This window comes from Brenneria rubrifaciens (assembly GCF_005484945.1).
Lineage (GTDB): Bacteria > Pseudomonadota > Gammaproteobacteria > Enterobacterales > Enterobacteriaceae > Brenneria > Brenneria rubrifaciens.
This window is the reverse complement of record NZ_CP034035.1, coordinates 1022769-1044061: the sequence shown is the minus strand read 5'-3', so window position 1 is coordinate 1044061 and position 21293 is coordinate 1022769. Positions and strand designations below refer to the sequence as shown.

Sequence of the window (21293 nt, the reverse complement as noted above, 5' to 3'; positions counted from 1 at the left end):
AAACGTGGGGTTCGTCAGCAATCTGAGACAGACCGTATCACCTGCGGTCTGTCTTGGTTCAGCGCCTATTTATAAACCATCTCGCCTTTAGGCTCATAGGCCGCCGCATCCAGCGGCGAGTGTTTTCCGATGTATTGTTTTAAAACTTCAGCATCGATAAAACCCGTATTCACATAGCCAGGCAGATTATCAATACGCGGATAGTCATCCCCACCCGTGGCGTTAAAACTCAGCGTGGACATGCGATAGACTTTGTCCGCGTCCAACGGTTCACCTTTAATTTTAATGTCCTGCACACCCTCTCCATCCGCAATCAGGCTGACGTTAAGGAACTGCGCATACGCCCCGGAATCGACCTGTTTATTGGCGACCACGGCCAGATATTTTTCCACTTCGCTGCCTGTCATATCCACATAAACCAGCGTGTTGGCAAAAGGCTGCACTTGCAGCACATTTTTATAGGTAATGTCGCCGGATTCAATGGAATCACGCACGCCGCCGCCGCTCATTACCGCAAAGTCCGCGTTCGCGCGTTCAAGCTGGGCCGACAACAGCACCCGCGCCAGATTGGTCTGGCGAAAACGCACCTGACTGCGATCCCCTTCCAGTTTCCCGTTGACGCTGCCGACTTTCACATCTAATTGTGCGTGACCTTTTTCCTGGAACGGGGTCAGCATTTTCAGCACCGCCGGGTCCTGTGCGATTTCCTGTGTGTAGTAAACGCGTTCACTTTTGCCGTCTGCTTCCTCAACATTCTTCTTGAGGTTGACCGGAATAAGCCGGTAGCGCGCCAGTTTCAATTCGCCATTACGGAAAGTGAAATCCGCGCGTCCGACATACTTACCCCATTCATGCGCCTGAACAATCCAGGTGCCGTTTTGACGATCCGGGGCGCAAGGCGTGCCCGGCACGTAATCCACCTGTTTTTTATTTTTGCCGGCCATGCAAACCGGGTCTTGCGAATGCCCGCCGACAATCATGTCCAGATAGCCCGCCGGCAGGCTACGCGCCATTTCGACATCGCCCGGCGCGTTTGAGCCGTGTCTACCGTCGTCATAATGGCCCATGTGCGTCGCCGCAATGATCACATCCGGTTTTTCCGTCTTGCGCAATTGCTCTACCACCAGCCTGGCTTCGGTAGCCGGCTTACGGAATTCGATATCCGATAAATACTCAGGATTGCCCAGTTTGGCGGTATCGTCGGTTGTCAGGCCGATAACGGCAACTTTCACGCCCTTTTCATCAAACAGGGAATAAGGCTTGAACAGCCGTTTATTCGTGCTGGTTTGATAAACGTTGGCGGAAAGCAGCGGAAATTTCGCCCACTTTTCCTGCTGACGCAGCACCGAAAGCGGGTTGTCAAACTCATGATTACCCAGCGCCATCGCGTCGTAGCCCACCATGCTCATGCCACGAAAATCAGGCTCGGCATCCTGTAAATCTGATTCAGGCACGCCGGTGTTGATATCACCGCCGGATAGCAACAAAACGCTACCGCCCTGGCTGGCGACTTCCTGTCGAATTTGATCGACCAATGTTTTTTGTGCCGCCAGACCATACTCACCATACTTATTTTGCCAGAAGTGACCGTGGTGATCGTTTGTATGCAATATCGTGATGGCATAGGTTTTGTCTTTTTCCCAAGCCATTGCGTACGCAGAGGTCAGCGCCAGCGATGCCGCAACCGCGCAGCCCAGTATTTTTACTGAAAAATGCATGATTAAACTCCGTTTATTTTAAATACCCAATTCATGTGGATAGAAAAATCTCGCTAATCAGGCTAGCACAGAGAGATGAACAATACTTGTCATTACCCGCCAAAGCAGCGGCAGGCATTCTCCAATAGAGGTTTCTCACTAGGTACACTCACCCGCCCTTCCAGTGGTCAGCTCTGGCGGATTATCTTCGTGCTGCCATGAATTTTGCCTAATATGGATGGTTCATCGGAATAATCCTTTTTCATGCTCTTTATTCCCTCTTTTCCCTCGATTCCAACCCGCAGATGGCATGACTTTATCGGGCTCACGGAAAAAACAGTAGGGAAATCCACTAAGAAACCGGCTTTATAAAAATAATTACACATGATTATCAATGCTTATCAGGAGAAACCCTATATAAATCTGTGTTACACTATGATTATCTTTATAAACTAACATTTTTCACAAAAAACCATTTTTACCCAAGCAAGTTTTCGCTATATACAATAGAATTTAAATATTGCCGAAATTGCTGGCTTTACCGCCAGACAAAATAAACGAATTTCACTGGCCTGATACCGTCAGGGAATTTCGGTGGGAGTGAAGCCATTCGCCACGCCCTCACCGAATTTTGGCCGCGCCGCCAGCTCAGAAGGGTCAGAAGAAGTCTGCTCATTCACGTTTCACCTCATGGCACAAGGAGTCGGGATGCATGCTGCAACACCTCTAATTTCTACTATTGCCGGAGGGCTGGTACTTGCCTTCCTCCTCGGTATCCTGGCTAACCGCCTGCGCATCTCCCCCCTTGTTGGCTATCTTGTCGCCGGTGTGCTTGTCGGGCCGTTTACGCCCGGATTTGTCGCTGATACCTCGCTGGCGCCGGAATTGGCTGAGTTAGGCGTCATCCTTTTGATGTTTGGCGTCGGTTTACACTTCTCCCTAAAAGATCTGATGGCGGTGAAATCCATCGCCATTCCCGGCGCCATCGCTCAAATCGTCGTGGCTACGCTGCTTGGCATGGGGCTTTCCGCCATGCTTGGCTGGAACCTGGCAAGCGGTCTGGTTTTCGGGCTGTGTCTTTCCACCGCCAGTACCGTTGTTCTGCTACGAGCGCTGGAAGAACGACAACTGATTGACAGTCAACGCGGTCAAATCGCCATCGGCTGGCTGATTGTCGAAGATCTGGCCATGGTGCTGACGCTGGTGCTGCTGCCGGCATTTAGTGACATGATTGGCGCGGAACATGCCGATACCGGCAAGCTATTACGCGATTTGGCCTGGACCATCGGCAAGGTCATCGCCTTTATCACCCTGATGATCGTTGTAGGTCGGCGTCTGGTTCCTTGGGTGCTGGCGAAAAGCGCCAGCACCGGCTCCCGCGAATTGTTCACGCTGGCAGTGCTTGCCATGGCGCTGGGTATCGCTTTCGGCGCGGTGAAACTGTTCGATGTTTCCTTTGCCCTGGGCGCATTCTTCGCAGGCGTAGTGCTAAATGAATCCGAACTCAGCCAGCGAGCGGCACACGATACGCTGCCTCTGCGTGATGCCTTCGCGGTTCTGTTCTTTGTTTCCGTCGGAATGCTGTTCGACCCGATGATTCTTATCAATGAGCCGATATCCGTCCTGGTTACCCTGGCGATCATTGTGTTCGGCAAGTCCGCGGCGGCCTTTATTCTGGTTCGGCTATTTGGTCACTCCAAGCGCACAGCCTTGACCATTTCCGCCAGTCTGGCGCAAATCGGCGAATTCGCCTTTATTCTTGCCGGTCTTGGCATCGCCCTTGGTCTGATGTCTGAAGAAGGACGCAGTCTGGTGCTGGCCGGCGCCATCCTCTCGATCATGATCAACCCGCTGATTTTTGCCCTGCTTGAACGCTATCTGACGAAAAATGAAACCATTGAAGAGCAGATCGTGGAAGAAGCGATTGAGGAGGAGAAGCAGATTCCCGTCGATTTAAGCAACCACGCGCTGCTGGTCGGCTACGGTCGCGTAGGCAGTCTGATTGGCGCTAAACTGCATCAGGCTGGCGTTCCAGTGGTTGTGGTTGAGAACTCTCGTTCACGTGTCGATGCTCTGCGAGAGCAGGGTATCAAAGCGGTCCTCGGTAACGCCACTAAACCCGAAATCATGGAAATCGCTCGTCTGGACTGTGCCCGCTGGCTGTTGCTCACCATTCCCAACGGATATGAAGCCGGGGAAATTGTGGCGGCGGCACGGGAAAAACGCGCAGATCTGGAGATCATCGCTCGTGCGCATTATGACGATGAAGTCAGCTACATCACGGAGCACGGCGCCAATCAGGTCATTATGGGTGAACGTGAAATAGCCAATAGCATGATCTCGCTGCTCCAATTGGATGAAGAACCCTCGCCACCGGCGCAATGTCCTATCTGATTTCAGATAGAAATGACGGTTTAAAACCCCTTATCACGACAAGGCGGGGAAATCCCCGCCTTGATTTTACGGTTACCGCCCGTCACCTAATCCGCTTTCGTGACTAATTGCTCCAGCAGGTCTATGTGCAGCGGGTCGTCATTCAACGCGGGGATGTAGTTAAATGCTTCACCACCCGCATGCAAGAATATCTCCCGGTTCTGCTCCTGAATCTCCTCCAGCGTTTCCAGACAGTCTGCGGCAAACCCCGGACACATAATTTGAATACGTTTAACCCCCTGTGAAGGTAACGCCTGCATCGTTTCATCCGTATAAGGCGTCAGCCAGGGCTCGCGTCCGAAACGCGACTGGAAGGTCATCATCACCTTTTCTTCAGGCAATCCCAGTGCCGCAATCAACGCGTTGGTAGTCGCGCGGCAACGCAGTGGGTAATCATCGCCTTCGTCGGCATAACGCTGCGGGATACCGTGAAACGAGAGGATCAGTCGGTCTGGTTCACCATGTTCGGCAAAAGCCTGATCAACTCGATATTTCAATGCGGCGATATAGGCGGCGTGTTCGGCGTAATCACGAATAAAGCGGATGGCGGGCAGTTGCCGATAGCCGCGTAATTGCGTCGCCAGTCCATCCCAGACGGCCGCCGTGGTCGAACAGGAATACTGAGGATACATTGGTATCACCACCAACTGCGTGACCCCCTGCGCTAACAGTTTATCCAGCGCGGAATGCAGGCTAGGCGATCCATAGCTCATCCCCAACGCTACAGGGATATCAAGCATACGGGCTGCCAGCGCCTGCTGCTGTCGGCGGCTTATCACCAGCAGCGGCGAGCCCCCCTCCATCCAGACGGACTGATAGAGCTTTGCCACTCGCGGAGAGCGAAAAGGCAAAATGACGCCACGCAACAGCGGCCACCATAGCAGCCGGGGCGTGTCCACGACTCGCCTATCGCTCAGGAATTCGGCCAGATAGCGCTTCACCGCCTGTGGTGTTGGAGCATCAGGTGTTCCTAAATTCACCATCAGCACACCGGGTTTCTCTTCTCTTATCAAAGCCTTCCCCTTATGGATCCGTCAGTTCTCAGGTTGCAGGCGCGTTGGCTTCTTGCGTCCTGAAATGTATTGAGTATAGACAAGCGAGCTCTCCAGCCAGCCTATGCTTAACATCAGAAAGTCTATTGTAGCGAAAAAAAGGCAAACAAATACGCGTGGATAACAGGGTTAAAACCGATGTTATCAATAGAGGAAAGCGAACGAGATAGCACGGCAACAGCTCGCAGATTGGCGGCATAAAAAATGCCAGGCGGTCGTCTGGCATCAGAGGTATTGACAAGATATCGCTATCGCCGGGGGGGATCAGCCCAGAATCGCTTCCAGTTCAGCGCGAACTTCCGCAACACTGCGCGTTCCTTCCACTTTGAAATAACGGGTATTCCCCGCATCAGCTTCTTTCTGATAGTAAGCCACCAGCGGCGCAGTTTGCTGATGATATTCCACCAGACGTTTACGCACGGTTTCTTCCTGATCGTCTTTACGCGTCGTCAGTTCCTCGCCGGTTAGGTCATCCTTTCCTTCAATTTTAGGCGGATTGAATTTCACATGATAAACACGACCAGACGCAGCGTGCACGCGACGACCAACAATACGATCGACAATCAGTTCATCCGGCACATCAAACTCGATCACATAATCCACATTGATGCCAGCGTCTTTCATGGCATCTGCCTGCGGGATGGTACGCGGGAAGCCATCCAGCAGAAAACCGTTACGGCAATCATCTTGGGCGATACGTTCTTTAACCAGGGCAATAACCAATTCATCTGTCACCAGTTTACCGGCGTCCATGATTTCTTTAGCCTGCTTACCCAGTTCAGTACCGGCTTTTACCGCAGCACGCAGCATATCACCCGTAGAAATCTGCGGAATTCCATATTTTTCCATGATGAATTGGGCCTGAGTACCTTTGCCTGCGCCCGGAGCGCCCAGCAGAATAATACGCATTGCGTAAATCCCCTTGCTATATAGTATTTATAAAAAAAATTTGAAAGCCATAAACCATACCATTCCAGGCGCGGTTCCTCAAGGAACGGACTCGCTTCAGCAAGCTATCGGCAGGTGAAAAGCTTTGCAGACCTCAGGGTGGGGCAGCCATTAACAGTGAGTATAGACGAATAGAGAATAATCGATGAGGTAAAGACAAGCGAAGATCAGGTCAGACGCGGCCACGAAAACCGGCATTACGTCAACCCGATAAGCTGCGTTTTGAGACCCCGGCGGAACCGGGGTCCCGGAGACATCAAACCGTCAGCAACTGGTTCATGCGACGGATAAACAGGTTAGGATCTTCCAGCGTGCCGCGCTCTGCCAGTAAAGCCTGATCGAACAACAACTCTACCCACTCGGCAAACCCGGCTTCATCACTGACATCGGCAGCGCGTTTAACCAGCGCGTGCTCCGGGTTCAGTTCAAAAATGTATTTCACTTCCGGCGCCTGCTGTCCGGCAGCGGCAAACAGTTTTGCCATCTGCGTGCTCATCTCGTTGGCGTCAGTGACCACAATCGCCGGGGTGTCCGTGAGACGATGCGTCAGACGAACGTCTTTCACGCGTTCACCCAGCAGGGTTTTCACACGATCGATAAAAGGCTCCAGCGCTTTTCCCGCTTCTTTCTGCGCATCGTTTTCTTCATCCGCCAGCTTATCCAGGGCTTCATCCGCCTTGCTGACAGACTGGAACGACTTGCCGTCGAACTCGGTCAGGTAGCTCATCATCCATTCGTCGATACGATCGGAAAGCAGCAGCACTTCAATACCTTTCTTGCGGAACAGTTCCAGATGCGGACTGCTCTTCGCGGCGGCATAGCTGTCAGCCGTGATGTAATAGATTTTATCCTGACCTTCAACCATTCGACCAACATACTCTTCCAGCGACACCGTCTGTGCAGAACTGTCGGATTGCGTTGTGGCGAAGCGCAACAGTTTAGCGATCGCTTCACGGTTGCCGCCGTCTTCAGCCGGGCCTTCCTTCAGCACCAAACCGAACTGTTGCCAGAAGGTTTGATATTTTTCAGCATCATCTTTCGCCAGTTTATCCAGCATCTGTAATACGCGTTTGGTCAGCGCGTTACGCAGATTCTGAGTGACGCGGCTGTCCTGTAGAATTTCGCGGGAAACGTTGAGCGGTAAATCATTGGAATCAATCAGGCCGCGCACGAAGCGCAGATAATTCGGCATAAACTGCTCGGCGTCGTCCATGATGAATACGCGCTGAACATACAGCTTCAAGCCGTGTTTGTGGTCGCGGTTCCACATGTCCCACGGCGCACGGGAAGGGATATACAGCAGGCTGGTGTACTCCTGCTTACCTTCCACGCGGTTGTGGCTCCAGCTCAGCGGGTCGGTAAAATCGTGGGCGATGTGCTTGTAGAACTCGTTATATTCTTCATCACTGATCTCAGATCTGCTACGCGTCCACAGCGCCTGTGCCTTGTTGATCTTTTCCCAGCTAACGGTTGATTCGCCGCCTTCTTCACTTTCCGTACGGGACTCAATCTCAACCGGCAGCGCAATGTGGTCGGAGTATTTACTGATGATGGAGCGTACACGCCAGTCATCCAGGAATTCGTCCTCACCTTCACGCAGATGCAAAGTAATTTCCGTACCGCGGTCGTCTTTGGTGATGTCGGCGATGGTGTAATCGCCCTCGCCCGCCGATTCCCAGTACACCGACTGATCGGCTGCCGCACCTGCCGCACGGGTGCGCACCGTAACTTTATCCGCCACGATAAAGGCGGAATAGAAACCAACACCAAACTGACCAATCAACTGGCTGTCTTTAACCTGATCGGACCCCATCGACTCCAGAAAGGCTTTTGTACCGGATTTGGCGATCGTTCCCAGATTATCAATCACCTCTTCACGGCTCATACCGATACCGTTATCAGATATCGTCAGCGTTCGTTTTTCTCTATCGGTGGAAACGCGTACGCGCAACTCACCGTCTCCGGCATACAGATCAGGGTTGGACAGCGCACGGAAACGTAATTTATCCGCCGCATCAGACGCGTTGGAGATCAGTTCACGCAGAAAGATTTCTTTGTTGGAGTAGAGTGAATGGATCATTAAATGCAGCAGTTGCTTTACTTCCGACTGGAACCCACGTGTTTCTTGGCCTTTCATACTCATTGTTGCTTACCTCAATCCTAATATTATTCAGGCTGATGACGATGAGCATGAGATGGGGATAAGCCACGATAATTTCAAGGGCAAGCGAAAAGAAGCGATAAACCGGTTGTCAGGTATAGCGCGCCGACAGCCGGTCAGGGGGTTAAAATCTGAAGGGCTGGCGCCCGGCAAGCGAGTGGGAAAGCGTGGTGCCATCCACCATTTCCAGCTCGCCCCCGACGGGGACGCCGTGCGCGATGCGGCTGGCCATCACACCGTATTGGGCGCACAGCTCAGCAATATAGTTAGCCGTGGCTTCGCCTTCCACCGTCGGATTGGTGGCCAGAATGATCTCGCTGATCGATTCGCTTTGCAGGCGCTCTTCCAGTCGCCCCAGACCAATATCATCCGGGCCAATCCCGTCGAGCGGCGATAAATGCCCCATCAGCACAAAATAACGTCCGGCAAACTGCCCGGTCTGTTCGATGGCATGTATATCCGCCGGGCTTTCCACGACGCAAATCTGACCATTTTGCTGACGTCGCGGGTTCGAGCAAATGGTGCACACATCCTGTTCAGTGAATGTGCGGCAATCGGCACAGTGGCCGATTTCCGACATGGCGCGGGTCAGCGCCTGCGCCATGCGCATGCCCCCGCTACGATTACGCTGCAACAGATGAAACGCCATACGTTGCGCCGACTTCGGCCCAACGCCCGGCAAACAGCGCAACGCCTCCATCAGTGCTTCAAGAAGCGGACTGGTTTGCATCAGAACGGCATCTTAAAGCCTGGCGGCAATTGCATCCCGCTGGAAACAGAAGCCATTTTTTCTTTCTGTGTTTCGGCGATACGACGGGCTGCATCGTTGAATGCCGCCGCGATCAAATCTTCCAGCATTTCTTTATCGTCTTCCATCAGGCTGGGATCGATCTCAACACGACGGCAATTATGCGCACCATTAATCGTGATCTTCACCAGACCCGCGCCCGATTCTCCAGTGACTTCCAGATTCGCAATCTCTTCCTGCATCTGCTGCATTTTTTCCTGCATCTGCTGGGCCTGTTTCATCAGATTGCCAATTCCACCTTTACCAAACATAGTTTTCTCTCTATCACTTCGGGCTGCGCACTCGCAGCGGTTAAACAGGGCGGATACTTTCTTCGTCCAGTTCCGCATCAAAGAAACGCCGCAGCGTTTGGATCGTATTATCCGTAAGAATAGAATGGCGCGCCTGCGCCAGCTTTTCCTCATAAATCGCCTGACGCCACTCCAGCGGCGTCAGCACCGCAGGATTATCATCTTCCGTGACCAACAGTTCTATCTGATGACCATAGTGTGCCGTCAGCGCTTCCGTCAGCGTTTCCTGCGCCGCTGGCGAATTCAGGTGACGCTGAGATGAACGCAGATGCAGATGTATTTTACCTGCTTCGGAAATTTCCCTGAATGCATTTAATGCCAGTTGTTGTACCAGTTTTGGTAACGCCAGGCGATTAATTTCCGCCGCCCACTTGTCACGCGACAGTGATTCTTCCGTCAGACGCGCCGCCAACTCAGGCGTTTTTTCATGCTCCAGCGCCGACCGCAACGCTTTCGGCGTGGTGACATCCGCTTTTACGTCCTCAGCTTTGTTCTGCGCCCGCCAGCGATAAGCTTCCGGCTTTTTGCCGACGACAGAAGACGGTTTTTTTTCATTTTGCCGTTGTATGCTGCGCTCGGTCACCGAGGCTAACCGCTCAAGCGCCGAGGTCGCCGGCCGCGTTTTCTCTAACGCTGCCGGTTCAGCCTTTTTTGGCGGGGTTGTCCCCCGCTTGCGCAAAAGCTGGCTACGCGCCTGGAGCAGTTGCGAGGTGGCATCAGAAAGTCCGCTGTCAACATGGCTATCTGGCTCTGTGGTCGACGCAGATGCCGCATACCCGGTCGCCGCAGAGGGTTCTGGTGCATAGTCGGCGGGCGGTACAGGTATATCCGCCGGATAAGAGGACACGGACGTATTATCCTGTGACGCATTGCTCTGAGGCACGGAGCTATTACCGGTCGGCGCCGGGGATGGTGGATCTGATGGCCTTGTATTTTCGCGGCGTGCGGTCACGGTTGGTGGAATCGGCGCTTCGATTATCTGTTGCGGATGGAATGCCAGCGCCCGCAATAACGTCATTTCCACGCCCATGCGACGATCCGGCGCATAAGGCAGTTCTTTGCGTCCAATCAGCAGCGTCTGGTAGTAGAGCTGCACATCCGCAGGCGGCAAGGTTCGCGCCAAATCCCGCAAACGAGCTTCAACTGCTGCGTAATCGGGGCTCAGTGCGGTCGGCAACAGTTGCACCATCGCAATGCGATGCAGCAACGTCAGGGTTTCCACCAGCAGCGCTTCCCAGTCAACACCTCGCGCCGCCGCCTGATCGAGCAGGGACATGACATGCGCGCCATCGGCATGCACCAGTGCTTCGACAATCGCCAACGGCTGCTCGTCATCCAGCGTTCCCAGCATCCGACTAACGGATTCTGTCGTCACCTGACCTTGTCCCATGGCAATCGCCTGATCAGTCAGGCTCAACGCATCACGCAGGCTGCCATCGGCGGCTCGCGCCAGCAATTGTAACGCCCGAGGCTCACTTGCCAGTTGTTCCGCCTGCAACACCAATTCCAGATGCGCCCGGATCTGTTCCACATCCAGCGCTTTCAAATGGAATTGCAGGCAGCGTGACAAAATTGTCACAGGCAGCTTTTGCGGATCGGTAGTGGCCAGCAGGAATTTGACGTGCGGCGGCGGCTCTTCAAGCGTTTTCAACAGCGCGTTGAAACTGTGCCGGGACAACATATGGACTTCATCGATCAGGTACACCTTGAAGCGTCCGCGCGCTGGCGCATACTGCACGTTATCCAGAAGTTCGCGGGTGTCTTCAACCTTGGTGCGGGAAGCAGCATCGATTTCGATTAAATCGACAAAACGACCCTGCTCGATTTCACGGCAGTTCTCACATTGTCCACACGGGGTCGCGGTTACGCCCTGCTCGCAGTTCAGCCCTTTCGCCAGTAAACGCGCGATAGTGGTTTTCCCAACGCCGCGCGTACCGGAAAACAAATAGGCATGATGAATTCTGCCTAAAGAAAGCCCATTGGCCAACGCGGTCAGGACATGCTCCTGGCCGACGACATTGGCAAAAGTTTGGGGTCGCCACTTACGGGCAAGAACCTGATAGCTCATCAATATCGCAACAGTTGAGTTATTGAGGAGGTCATGCTAACACAGCCGCGCCGTTAACGGCGAGGCCGATATAATCAATGTCCGGGGAAGTCAACCAGGCTGTAGCATTTCACGCCCATCGCTTCCAGACGCTGCTTACCGCCCAGATCGAACAGGTTGATCACAAAGGCGGCGTGGATGACGTTGCCACCCAAACGGCGGACCAGTTTCACCGTTGCTTCAATCGTTCCGCCAGTCGCCAGCAGATCGTCTATAACCAATACGTTATCTGTCGCACTGATGGCATCTGCGTGAATTTCCAGCATGTCAAAACCGTACTCCAGTTCGTAGCTCTCGTTGATCGTCGGACGGGGTAATTTACCTGGTTTGCGAACAGGAACAAATCCGACGCCCAAAGCCAACGCCACTGGCGCGCCAAACAGAAAACCTCGCGCTTCCGTTCCCACGACTTTGGTTATACCGGCTCCGCGGTAGCGATCGGCCAGCATCTCAATGCTGGCAGCATAGGCTGCGGGTTCTTCCAGCAGGCTGGTGATATCACGGAACAGAATCCCCGTTTTCGGATAGTCGGGAATGCTTTTGATACTGTTTTTAATCAATTCTGGCTGCTGTGCTGTCATCATATCTGTGCCTGATAAAACGTTCTGATCATACTAATACCGGTCCACACTCCTTTGCGCCCCTCATCTTTCTTTCGATGAAATGGCAAAGTTGCTGCAAAAAAAGGAAATGGCGGCCCGCGCCCGAAAACGGTCAAATCTAGTCAAACTGGCAAATAAAAGCAACCTTCCGAACTGCGTTAAAAATTTCTCCCGGAAATTTTTTGTTGTTCCGGGTCAATAACCGGCAAACGCAGCATAAAGGTCAGCAAAATTACCAGAATCACCAGTAGCAAGACTCTTACCCAATTCAGTTTAACCAGCCACAGCGAGAGCGCAAACGTCAATAAAATAACGGCAACCGCCTTCCATTTTGCTCCCGGCGGTAACGCCCGGTATTTCTGCCAATGACGCAAATAACCGCCGAACCACGAACGGTGAAGAAGCCAATAATGAAAGCGCGGCGACGAACGGGCAAAACACCACGCCGCCAATAATAGAAACGGCGTGGTCGGTAATAAGGGCAGCACAACGCCAAGCGTTGCCAACACCACCGCGATCCACCCCAGTATTATCAGCGCCACACGATACATATTCACCCTTTTATTCTAAACATCCGCTATGACAATCACACTTTAACACCAACTTTTGCTGCTGGTTAGTTAAGATATCCTCATTCCGGTTAATGGCAGCGACTTGTACCGACCTATCATTGCAGGCAAGCTGTGGACTATTCGTCTGGCCCAGGGGACTTATGTGAATACTCATGAATTGCTGCGGATTCTAGAACAACAACTTGCAACGCTGGCGAGAGAAATCGAGCCAATAGCGGATAAACCCGTTGCGCAGTCGCGTTTTGATCGTCAGTTATTCAGCAGCTATAGCACACGCCTGAGAGATTATTTCGCGGAAGTCAGCCAGAATTTACATCTAATCCGGCAACTGGCGGTCGAACAGCACACGGATCGGGTCGGCTTCATGGCTGAAAAACTGGTTAGGCAAATTACCGCACTTCAACGCGAGTTGGCTACTCAGGCTTTACGGCATCAGGAACAGCCGATGGTAACGACCGCGGATGACCTCTATCATAAACTGGTGGAGCATCAAGGTTACGAACGCCGCCTGCGCTCGATGATCCAGGACAGAGAAAGCCAATTAAGTACACAACCGCTATTCAGTGAACAGCAGCGGTTGCAAAAAGAACTGGCTGCGCTGGAGGGTCGGTTATCACGCTGTAGGCAGGCGCTCTCCCGGCTGGAGCGTTTAATAGAACGTAATGAACAAGGGCTGTAATCTGTGAATTACAGGGTCTTTCTGCTATATCTGAAATAACCAATGCTGAATACGGAGGTGAATTCGTCATGTCGCTGGAAAATGCCACCCCGGAGATCAAATTGGCCGTCGATCTGATCATGTTATTGGAAGAGAATCAAATCGAACCGCAGCTTGCACTGGACGCACTTGAAATTGTTCGTAAAGACTTTCAAAAGAAAGCGCGGCAGGAAGAAAAAATTACCGAAATGTAGTCCGCCATAAGATAAGGCAGGGACAAACGCACACTATAGCGGCCTACCGACATAAACAACCTATTATCTCAGTACCGTTTGTTCAAACCGGCTGGCGCAGCGCGGTACTGAAGCGAAGCATGTCAATAAATGCGTCTGTCAGCGCCGGCGCATCCTGCTCAAGATCGAAACTTTCGGGCATGAACAACCAGTTATCCATAATACCTGAGAAATAAGCGCGCATAGCGACGGCGGCACGGCGAGGATGAATATCCGTTGGCAGCGTTCCCACACGAATACACTCAGTCAGGCTGTCTTCAATATCGATATAACAGGAGAGGTAAAGCGCCTTGCGTGCGTTATAAGATTGTAATATTTCGCCGACAAACTCACATTTATGAAAGACAATCTCCATTATTGAACGCCACAGGGGATCATTAACGGTTAAACGCAACATATGAATCAATAATTCACGCATAGCCCGGAGTGGATCATCGGGGAATTTTGTCTGATACTCTATCTCAAAATCTCTGATTCTTGACTCTGCCAGAGCCCATATTTCATCAAATAATTCAGCTTTATTTTTAAAATGCCAGTAAATAGCACCCCGGGTCACGCCAGCGGCAGTCGCGATATCGGATAGTGATGTAGCGGACACACCATGCTCTGAGAACACTCTCAACGCTGCATCTAATATCTGTTGTCGGGTTTCCTGGGCTTGTTGTTTGGTTTTTCGTGCCATATCGCTGTATTTGAAGGAATGTGTGATTTACATACATTCTAGTATGTATGTAACATAGCATGAACATAAAACTATCGCAGCAATGGGTTTTAAGCTTGTGATCCATTGGTCAATTTCAAATCGGACACTTGAGGTTTATCTATGAACAAAAACAGAGGGCTAACGCCTCTGGCGGCAGTTCTGATGCTTTCTGGCGGCTTAATTCTCGCAGGATGTGATAACAGTGAAAATCAGCAAGCTGGTGCGCAACAGCAGGCTCCTGAAGTGGGTATTGTGACATTGAAAACGCAGTCATTGAATGTCACGACTGAGTTGCCTGGCCGTACAAACGCTTACCGCATTGCAGAAGTCCGTCCTCAGGTCGGCGGTATTATTCTGAAACGCAACTTTGTCGAAGGGAGTGACGTTCAGGCTGGCGTATCGTTATATCAGATCGATCCCGCGACGTATGAAGCCGATTATAACAGTGCCAAAGGCTCATTAGCACAGGCGCAGGCCAGTGCCGAAATTGCTCGTTTAACCGTTAATCGTTACAAACCACTACTGGGAACCAATTACATCAGTAAACAGGATTACGACCAGGCTGTTGCAACATCCCGCCAAGCCGATGCCACCGTTCAGGCTGCGAAGGCGACGGTAGATACGGCGAAAATCAATCTCGCCTATACCAAAGTGAGTGCGCCAATATCCGGTCGCACAGGTAAATCAACGGTAACAGAAGGGGCGCTGGTTTCTACCGGTCAAACCACCGCGTTAACCACCGTACAACAACTTGATCCGATTTATGTGGATGTTACACAATCCAGTAATGATTTTCTGCAGCTAAAAAAAGATCTGAACAACGGCACGCTAAAACAGGTTGAAGGTAAAGCGACCGTTCGTCTGCTGCTGGAAAATGGCTCAGAATATGCTCATCCCGGCACGCTGGAGTTTTCCGATGTGACCGTCGATGAAACTACAGGCTCCATCACCTTACGGGCCATTTTCCCTAACCCTCAACACGACCTTCTTCCCGGTATGTTTGTACGCGCGCGTCTTGAAGCCGGCGTGAACAATAACGCGCTGTTGGTTCCCCAACAGGGAATTACCCGCGATCCCCGCGGTGAAGCAACGGCGCTGGTAGTCGGTGAAGGCGACAAAGTTGAGACACGCACGCTCACCACTTCCAAGGCAATTGGCGATAAATGGCTGGTTACCGACGGTTTAAAAGATGGCGATCGCGTTATTGTGACGGGCCTGCAAAAAATCAGACCCGGCGTGCAAGTGAAGGCAAAAGAAGTCGCTCAAGCTAACGAGCAGCCGCAGAATGCATCGGCTGAACCCGCGAAGTCTTAACAGGAGCCGGTAATTCATGGCTAAGTTTTTTATAGATCGTCCCATTTTCGCATGGGTACTCGCCATAATGGTGATGTTGGCAGGGCTTTTAGCGATTGTAAAATTGCCTATCGCCCAGTACCCGACCATTGCGCCGCCAGCGATTGAAATTACGGCAACTTATCCGGGGGCTGATGCTTCGACGTTGCAAGACTCAGTGACGCAGGTTATCGAACAGAACATGAACGGTATAGATAACCTGATGTATATGTCATCAAGCAGTGACTCATCGGGTACGGTGCAAATTACGCTGACCTTTGATGCCGGCACCGATGCTGATATCGCACAGGTTCAGGTCCAGAACAAATTGCAACTGGCAATGCCGTTGCTGCCACAGGAAGTTCAGCAACAAGGGGTTAACGTACAGAAATCCAGCAGCAGCTTCCTGATGGTTATCGGTTTCATCAGCGAAGACGGTAAGTTGACCCAGCAGGATATCGCTGACTACGTCGCGGCCAACATTAAAGATCCGATCAGTCGTATCTCCGGTGTCGGTGACGCGCAGCTGTTCGGTGCGCAGTATGCGATGCGTATCTGGCTTGATCCTAACAAACTGAATAACTATCAGTTGACAACAGGTGACGTCACCTCAGCAATTACTGTACAGAACAATCAGATAGCGGCGGGACAGTTGGGGGGGGCTCCACCCGTACCCGGTCAACAGTTGAACGCGTCGATCATTGCGCAAACACGTCTTAATTCACCGGAAGAATTTGCCAAGATCCTTTTGAAAGTTAATCCAGACGGATCGCAGGTTCGCCTGAAGGATGTGGCGCGAGTCGAACTTGGTGCCGAAAGCTATGATCTGATTGCGCGTTTCAACGGCCAGCCGGCATCAGGTATCGGGATTAAACTGGCAACCGGTGCAAACGCGTTGGATACAGCGACAGCGGTAAAAGCCGAGCTAACCCAATTAGAGGAATTCTTCCCTGACGGGATGAAAGTAGTTTATCCGTATGATACGACGCCGTTTGTAAAAATTTCCATTAATGAAGTGGTTAAAACGCTGGTGGAAGCCATCGTACTGGTGTTCCTGGTTATGTACCTGTTCTTGCAGAACTTTCGTGCCACGCTGATCCCAACGATTGCCGTGCCCGTCGTTTTGTTGGGTACATTCGCCATTCTTTCTGCTTTTGGTTATTCCATTAATACATTGACCATGTTTGCGATGGTTCTGGCGATCGGGCTTCTGGTGGATGACGCCATCGTCGTGGTGGAAAACGTCGAGCGCGTTATGGAGGAGGAAGGCTTATCCCCCAAAGAAGCGACGAAACGCTCAATGGAACAGATTCAGGGCGCCCTAGTGGGTATCGCGCTGGTTCTGTCCGCGGTATTCGTGCCGATGGCGTTTACGGGCGGTTCTACCGGTGCTATCTACCGGCAGTTCTCTATCACCATTGTTTCCGCAATGGTTTTGTCCGTACTGGTGGCATTGATTTTAACACCAGCGCTTTGTGCAACATTGTTGAAACCTATCGCTAAGGGCGGTCATGGTAATAAAACAGGCTTTTTCGGCTGGTTTAACAATCTTTTCGAAAAGAGCACAAGTCACTATACCGATAGCATTGCGAATATTCTGCGCAGCACAGGCCGCTATCTCGTTATCTATCTACTGATCGTCGTGGGTCTGGCGTTCCTGTTCCTTCGTTTGCCAAGCTCCTTTCTGCCAGAGGAGGATCAGGGGGTTCTGCTGAACATTGTGCAGTTGCCTGCCGGCGCCTCGCAGGAAAACACCCAGAAAGTCTTGGATACAATGACCCGGTACTATATGGAGAATGAAAAAAACAACGTCAAATCAGTATTTACCGTTGCTGGTTTCGGTTTTGCCGGTCGCGGCCAGAACGCAGGGCTGGCATTCGCCAGCTTAAGTGACTGGAGTGAGCGTAGTGGTAGTGAAAATAAAGTTACCGCTATCGCCCAACGAGCAAACGCCGCGTTCAGCAAAATTAAAGAAGGCATCGTGATCGCCGCCAACGTTCCTGCGATTGTCGAACTGGGTACGGCTACCGGCTTTGACTTCCAGCTTATTGATCAGGCTAACCTGGGACACGAAAAATTGACCGAGGCCCGTAACCAGCTCTTGGGTATGGCGGCTCAGCGTCCTGACATGTTGGTTCAGGTTCGCCCTAACGGGATGGAAGATTCACCACAATTCCGTCTCGATATCGATCAGGAAAAAGCAGAGGCGCTTGGGGTTTCCTTGTCGAATATTAATGCGACATTGGCGACAGCGCTTGGTGGCAGTTACGTGAATGACTTTATCGACCGCGGACGCGTGAAAAAAGTATACGTTCAGGCGGATGCGCCCTTCCGTATGCTCCCGGATGATATCAAAAACTGGTATATCCGCGGCAGTAACGGCCAGATGGTGCCCTTCTCGGCGTTTACACAAAGTCATTGGGAATACGGTTCGCCACGTCTTGAACGTTACAACGGACAGCCTTCCATGCAAATTCAGGGGGAAGCCGCACCAGGAAAGAGTACTGGTGAAGCCATGGCGTTAATGGAGGAGTTTGTGACCAAATTGCCGCAGGGCATCGGTTACGAATGGACGGGGATGTCCTATCAGGAACGGTTGTCTGGTAACCAGGCGCCCGCTATCTATGCCATTTCGTTGATTGTGGTTTTCCTGTGTCTGGCTGCGCTTTATGAAAGTTGGTCTATCCCATTCTCCGTCATGCTGGTTGTACCGCTGGGTATTATCGGCGCGCTAATCGCCGCCAATATGCGGGGTCTCGAAAACGACGTCTACTTTAAGGTGGGTCTGCTGACAACCATTGGGTTATCCGCGAAGAACGCCATACTGATAGTCGAGTTCGCCAAGGACCTGATGGAGAAAGAAGGCAAAGGCCTGGTTGAAGCCACACTGGATTCGGTCCGTATGCGTTTACGACCAATCCTGATGACATCGCTTGCCTTTATTCTCGGTGTACTACCGCTGGTTATCAGTTCAGGTGCCGGTTCAGGCGCGCAGAACGCGGTTGGTACAGGCGTGATGGGTGGGATGATCACCGCTACCGTCCTGGCAATCTTCTTCGTTCCGGTATTCTTTGTAGTGATACGTCGCCGTTTCGGAAAAAAGAATGACGACTCAGAACAACCGCAGAAGATAGAGCATCATTAAGACTCAATCCAATTTTCACAAAGGCCGCAAATATGCGGCCTTTTTTTACTCTTATCCCCCTTTTTTACTCTTATCCCTTAGCCTCATGCGAAAGAGGCCGTACGACACGCTTCCAGCAATGTCTTGGACACTTCTTTTCTTTAATAAAAGGAGGAAAAACTCACAGACGGTACTTAACTCGCTGAATGCAGCAAAAATCGCCATTAAAGACGGTATCTTCATACGTCTCCGTGGACATATCTACGTTCTATGTAAAAAAACAATCCGCGCTGTCAAGCCACGTAAATGGCATAAAAAGTTAAGTCTTTTCCTGTATAATCACCATAGCTCTGTTATGCATAAAATAGTTTTTTTTATAAACTATTAAATAACACGATTAAAAACAACAAGATAAAACCGTCAGCCTCAATTCTGCTCGCTTTTCACCCTATCGTTTTTATGGCAGAATTAATTTAATTATCTAATATCAAGATTATTCTCTAACTATCCCCATAACAAAATTTTGGTCATTTAATCTTGAAAAGTAGCCTCAGAAAGCTTATCTATTATCCGCGAATCTTGCTGGTTCTTTTGCTATAGTTATAGTAAAGATGACGTAATTTGTTGCATCACCATGATATGGTTTAGATACCCTATGATGTAGCTACAATTAACATGAACATGAAAAGTGAATTTGTTGATATCGAGAGGTACAGTAACCGTTGTTGCCTAATTTGTGATTGTCAGTCAGTATCATAGATATGCGAATTTTGACCGTGGCATCATCAATGAGAAACATGGCATAAAATCTTCTATGCGCTTCGTCAGTCTACCTGTTTACCAGATGTTAACCACAGTAACACGGAATAACGGCTTAACGGAGGATTGATATGGATGAGTACACACCGAAACATTATGATATTGCCCAACTCAGATTCTTATGTGAAAATCTGTGCGGCGAAAGCATTGCAACGTTAGGTGATAGCAGTCACGGTTGGGTCAATGACCCTACATCTGCGATCAATATCCAATTAAATGAACTTATTGAGCATATCGCTACATTTATTCTCACATTTAAAATAAAATACCCTGACGAAAACGAGCTTTCCCAGCAGGTTGAAAAGTATTTAGACGACACCTACGTTTTGTTTAGTAACTACGGAATCAATGACGCTGAACTACGTCTTTGGCAGAAATCTAAAGCTGAATTATTCGGAATGTTCTCAGAAGAGAACATCTGTACGCCTGCTAAAACTTAAGCAATAATTTATCTTATATTTATAAACCACCAGGTACTGTTTGCATAAAGGCCATTATGAAAAAAATCGACTATTTGATGCGTTTACGTAAATGCACAACCATTGACACGCTTGAACGCGTTATTGAGAAAAACAAGTATGAACTCTCCAATGATGAGTTGGAGATGTTCTATTCCGCAGCGGACCACCGTCTGGCAGAACTGACGATGAACAAGCTTTATGACAAAGTTCCCACCGCTGTATGGAAATACGTCCGTTAATTCTTAGACGCAAAGTATACCAACGTTGATATAAATACATTGCGCCGATAACACCTTATCGGCCATTGCTTTTATTTTTCTGACGCATTAACAAAGCAAGACATGTAACAAAATATATTTCCAATAAAAGAAATAATTAGAATAGTCTGTTTTTATAAACATTGTTATTCTCATCATAATCGCTAATCATTTTTACCAATTTCATTGATATCCCAAGCAATAACTAAAGTTATTTTTATATAGCCGATCGATTCCAAGATATCTTATTCCCTGAAAAGAGAAATGAGAAAACATCATTTTGATGCAGGAAAAACTTTTTGAACAAGAATGAAAATCAATTCGGGGATAAATTGGTGGAGGCCCTGCCAGCTACATCCCGGCACACACGTCTCCTGCTGCGGCTGCTTCCTTCCAGACCTGACCGAGTCCACAGGTTAATGTTGCGGGAGAACCGACAGGGCCCCCATTGACGACTCAATGACAAGATATTGCACTATCTCGCTAAGGAGCGACGGGCATTATCGGTGATGGGGTGGCCAATTGCAAGCTAACACCTGCTAACCGTTGTTTTCTTACTCATGCCGGTATGTCACTTTACTTTTTTTTGTTATTGAACCAGACATATAAGAAAGGACGCGTCAATGACAGGAGAGAACGACAATTTTCGCCAACGTATTTTTCAGATAGTGGCTGCTATCCCTTATGGCAAAGTAACTACCTATGGAGAAGTAGCCATGTTGGCTGGCTCACCTCGTGCCTCCAGACAAGTTGGCGGCGTATTAAAGCGTTTACCTGAAGGCAGCAAGCTTCCCTGGCACCGGGTGATTAACCGTAAAGGTGAAATATCACTTATTGGCGAAGACTATCAGCGCCAGAAAACCGCGCTGCTGGCAGAAGGAATTGTTTTTGACCGCTCAGGCAAGATCGATCTACATCGCTTCCGGTGGCAGTACGCACCGTAGCCAGTGCGTACTGCTCCGACAGTTTACCGACT

The 21293-nt window shown here is 50.5% G+C and carries 18 protein-coding genes, 1 other RNA gene and 1 other annotated feature; of the genes, 8 read left to right on the top strand and 11 right to left on the bottom strand.

What is annotated here, in order from left to right:
* Positions 1–65 precede the first annotated feature (65 nt).
* Positions 66–1718, bottom strand: coding sequence for a bifunctional UDP-sugar hydrolase/5'-nucleotidase UshA (gene ushA / locus EH207_RS04895; protein WP_137712975.1), 1653 nt, complete (start codon positions 1716–1718; stop codon positions 66–68).
* A gap of 687 nt (positions 1719–2405) precedes the next feature.
* Between ushA and ybaL the strand changes: the two genes are divergently transcribed.
* A complete protein-coding gene (gene ybaL / locus EH207_RS04890) occupies positions 2406–4091 on the top strand; it encodes a YbaL family putative K(+) efflux transporter (protein ID WP_137712974.1) in 1686 nt (561 codons plus the stop codon).
* Positions 4092–4177: 86 nt separating this feature from the next.
* Here ybaL and hemH read toward each other — a convergent pair whose 3' ends face one another.
* The 8 genes from hemH to EH207_RS04850 form a co-directional block, all read right to left on the bottom strand.
* A complete protein-coding gene (hemH, locus tag EH207_RS04885; protein ID WP_137715266.1) occupies positions 4178–5140 on the bottom strand; it encodes a ferrochelatase in 963 nt (320 codons plus the stop codon).
* A gap of 306 nt (positions 5141–5446) precedes the next feature.
* Positions 5447–6091, bottom strand: a complete 645-nt coding sequence (adk, locus tag EH207_RS04880; protein WP_137712973.1) for an adenylate kinase — start codon at positions 6089–6091, stop codon at positions 5447–5449.
* Between the two features lie 295 nt (positions 6092–6386).
* Positions 6387–8267 (bottom strand): molecular chaperone HtpG, encoded by a 1881-nt coding sequence (htpG, locus tag EH207_RS04875; protein ID WP_175413722.1) that lies wholly within the window; start codon positions 8265–8267, stop codon positions 6387–6389.
* 148 nt (positions 8268–8415) lie between these two features.
* Positions 8416–9021 (bottom strand): recombination mediator RecR, encoded by a 606-nt coding sequence (recR, locus tag EH207_RS04870; protein WP_137712971.1) that lies wholly within the window; start codon positions 9019–9021, stop codon positions 8416–8418.
* The gene (locus tag EH207_RS04865) at positions 9021–9350 is read right to left on the bottom strand and encodes a YbaB/EbfC family nucleoid-associated protein (RefSeq protein ID WP_132452506.1); all 330 of its coding nucleotides are present in this window, start codon (positions 9348–9350) and stop codon (positions 9021–9023) included. Before EH207_RS04865 ends, recR begins: the two co-directional genes overlap by 1 nt.
* Positions 9351–9390: 40 nt before the next feature.
* Positions 9391–11457, bottom strand: a complete 2067-nt coding sequence (gene dnaX, locus EH207_RS04860; protein WP_137712970.1) for a DNA polymerase III subunit gamma/tau — start codon at positions 11455–11457, stop codon at positions 9391–9393.
* Positions 9997–10061, bottom strand: a sequence feature (DnaX frameshifting element). (Overlaps the previous gene by 65 nt.)
* Before the next feature lie 74 nt (positions 11458–11531).
* The gene (apt, locus tag EH207_RS04855; protein ID WP_137712969.1) at positions 11532–12080 is read right to left on the bottom strand and encodes an adenine phosphoribosyltransferase; all 549 of its coding nucleotides are present in this window, start codon (positions 12078–12080) and stop codon (positions 11532–11534) included.
* Between the two features lie 176 nt (positions 12081–12256).
* Positions 12257–12649: a DUF454 family protein gene (locus EH207_RS04850; RefSeq protein ID WP_137715265.1), complete on the bottom strand. Its 393-nt coding sequence runs from the start codon at positions 12647–12649 to the stop codon at positions 12257–12259.
* 163 nt (positions 12650–12812) lie between these two features.
* Here EH207_RS04850 and priC point away from each other — a divergent pair, with 163 nt between their 5' ends.
* Both priC and rsmS read left to right on the top strand, forming a co-directional pair.
* Entirely contained in the window at positions 12813–13349 is a 537-nt protein-coding gene (priC, locus tag EH207_RS04845) for a primosomal replication protein PriC (RefSeq protein ID WP_137715264.1), read from the top strand.
* A 68-nt stretch (positions 13350–13417) separates the two neighbouring features.
* A complete protein-coding gene (gene rsmS, locus EH207_RS04840) occupies positions 13418–13582 on the top strand; it encodes a pleiotropic regulatory protein RsmS (RefSeq protein ID WP_137712968.1) in 165 nt (54 codons plus the stop codon).
* Between the two features lie 82 nt (positions 13583–13664).
* On the opposite strand, the gene acrR is transcribed toward rsmS, so the two are convergent.
* Complete coding sequence (acrR, locus tag EH207_RS04835) at positions 13665–14303, bottom strand: multidrug efflux transporter transcriptional repressor AcrR (protein WP_137712967.1); 639 nt, start codon at positions 14301–14303, stop codon at positions 13665–13667.
* A 141-nt stretch (positions 14304–14444) separates the two neighbouring features.
* Between acrR and EH207_RS04830 the strand changes: the two genes are divergently transcribed.
* The 4 genes from EH207_RS04830 to EH207_RS04815 all read left to right on the top strand — a co-directional run bounded on the left by EH207_RS04830 (position 14445) and on the right by EH207_RS04815 (position 20299).
* The gene (locus EH207_RS04830; protein ID WP_137712966.1) at positions 14445–15638 is read left to right on the top strand and encodes an efflux RND transporter periplasmic adaptor subunit; all 1194 of its coding nucleotides are present in this window, start codon (positions 14445–14447) and stop codon (positions 15636–15638) included.
* A gap of 16 nt (positions 15639–15654) precedes the next feature.
* On the top strand, positions 15655–18801 hold the full coding sequence (locus EH207_RS04825; protein WP_137712965.1) for an efflux RND transporter permease subunit: 3147 nt from the start codon (positions 15655–15657) through the stop codon (positions 18799–18801).
* Between the two features lie 869 nt (positions 18802–19670).
* A complete protein-coding gene (tomB, locus tag EH207_RS04820; RefSeq protein ID WP_137712964.1) occupies positions 19671–20039 on the top strand; it encodes an Hha toxicity modulator TomB in 369 nt (122 codons plus the stop codon).
* A gap of 56 nt (positions 20040–20095) precedes the next feature.
* Complete coding sequence (locus EH207_RS04815; protein ID WP_009114000.1) at positions 20096–20299, top strand: HHA domain-containing protein; 204 nt, start codon at positions 20096–20098, stop codon at positions 20297–20299.
* 360 nt (positions 20300–20659) lie between these two features.
* Here the strand turns inward: EH207_RS04815 and ffs are convergent.
* Positions 20660–20756, bottom strand: an RNA gene (gene ffs, locus EH207_RS04810) — signal recognition particle sRNA small type.
* Between the two features lie 184 nt (positions 20757–20940).
* On the opposite strand from ffs, the gene EH207_RS04805 reads away from it, so the two are divergent.
* Positions 20941–21261: an MGMT family protein gene (locus tag EH207_RS04805; protein ID WP_137712963.1), complete on the top strand. Its 321-nt coding sequence runs from the start codon at positions 20941–20943 to the stop codon at positions 21259–21261.
* The last annotated feature ends 32 nt before the right edge of the window (positions 21262–21293 follow it).

Bases quoted from the DNA above. Each gene is read 5' to 3' on its own strand.
- ushA (WP_137712975.1), bottom strand. From the start codon at position 1,718: ATGCATTTTTCAGTAAAAATACTGGGCTGCGCGGTTGCGGCATCGCTG.
- ybaL (WP_137712974.1), top strand. From the start codon at position 2,406: ATGCATGCTGCAACACCTCTAATTTCTACTATTGCCGGAGGGCTGGTA.
- adk (WP_137712973.1), bottom strand. From the start codon at position 6,091: ATGCGTATTATTCTGCTGGGCGCTCCGGGCGCAGGCAAAGGTACTCAG.
- htpG (WP_175413722.1), bottom strand. From the start codon at position 8,267: ATGAAAGGCCAAGAAACACGTGGGTTCCAGTCGGAAGTAAAGCAACTG.
- recR (WP_137712971.1), bottom strand. From the start codon at position 9,021: ATGCAAACCAGTCCGCTTCTTGAAGCACTGATGGAGGCGTTGCGCTGT.
- EH207_RS04865 (WP_132452506.1), bottom strand. From the start codon at position 9,350: ATGTTTGGTAAAGGTGGAATTGGCAATCTGATGAAACAGGCCCAGCAG.
- dnaX (WP_137712970.1), bottom strand. From the start codon at position 11,457: ATGAGCTATCAGGTTCTTGCCCGTAAGTGGCGACCCCAAACTTTTGCC.
- apt (WP_137712969.1), bottom strand. From the start codon at position 12,080: ATGATGACAGCACAGCAGCCAGAATTGATTAAAAACAGTATCAAAAGC.
- EH207_RS04850 (WP_137715265.1), bottom strand. From the start codon at position 12,649: ATGTATCGTGTGGCGCTGATAATACTGGGGTGGATCGCGGTGGTGTTG.
- rsmS (WP_137712968.1), top strand. From the start codon at position 13,418: ATGTCGCTGGAAAATGCCACCCCGGAGATCAAATTGGCCGTCGATCTG.
- acrR (WP_137712967.1), bottom strand. From the start codon at position 14,303: ATGGCACGAAAAACCAAACAACAAGCCCAGGAAACCCGACAACAGATA.
- EH207_RS04830 (WP_137712966.1), top strand. From the start codon at position 14,445: ATGAACAAAAACAGAGGGCTAACGCCTCTGGCGGCAGTTCTGATGCTT.
- EH207_RS04825 (WP_137712965.1), top strand. From the start codon at position 15,655: ATGGCTAAGTTTTTTATAGATCGTCCCATTTTCGCATGGGTACTCGCC.
- tomB (WP_137712964.1), top strand. From the start codon at position 19,671: ATGGATGAGTACACACCGAAACATTATGATATTGCCCAACTCAGATTC.
- EH207_RS04815 (WP_009114000.1), top strand. From the start codon at position 20,096: ATGAAAAAAATCGACTATTTGATGCGTTTACGTAAATGCACAACCATT.
- EH207_RS04805 (WP_137712963.1), top strand. From the start codon at position 20,941: ATGACAGGAGAGAACGACAATTTTCGCCAACGTATTTTTCAGATAGTG.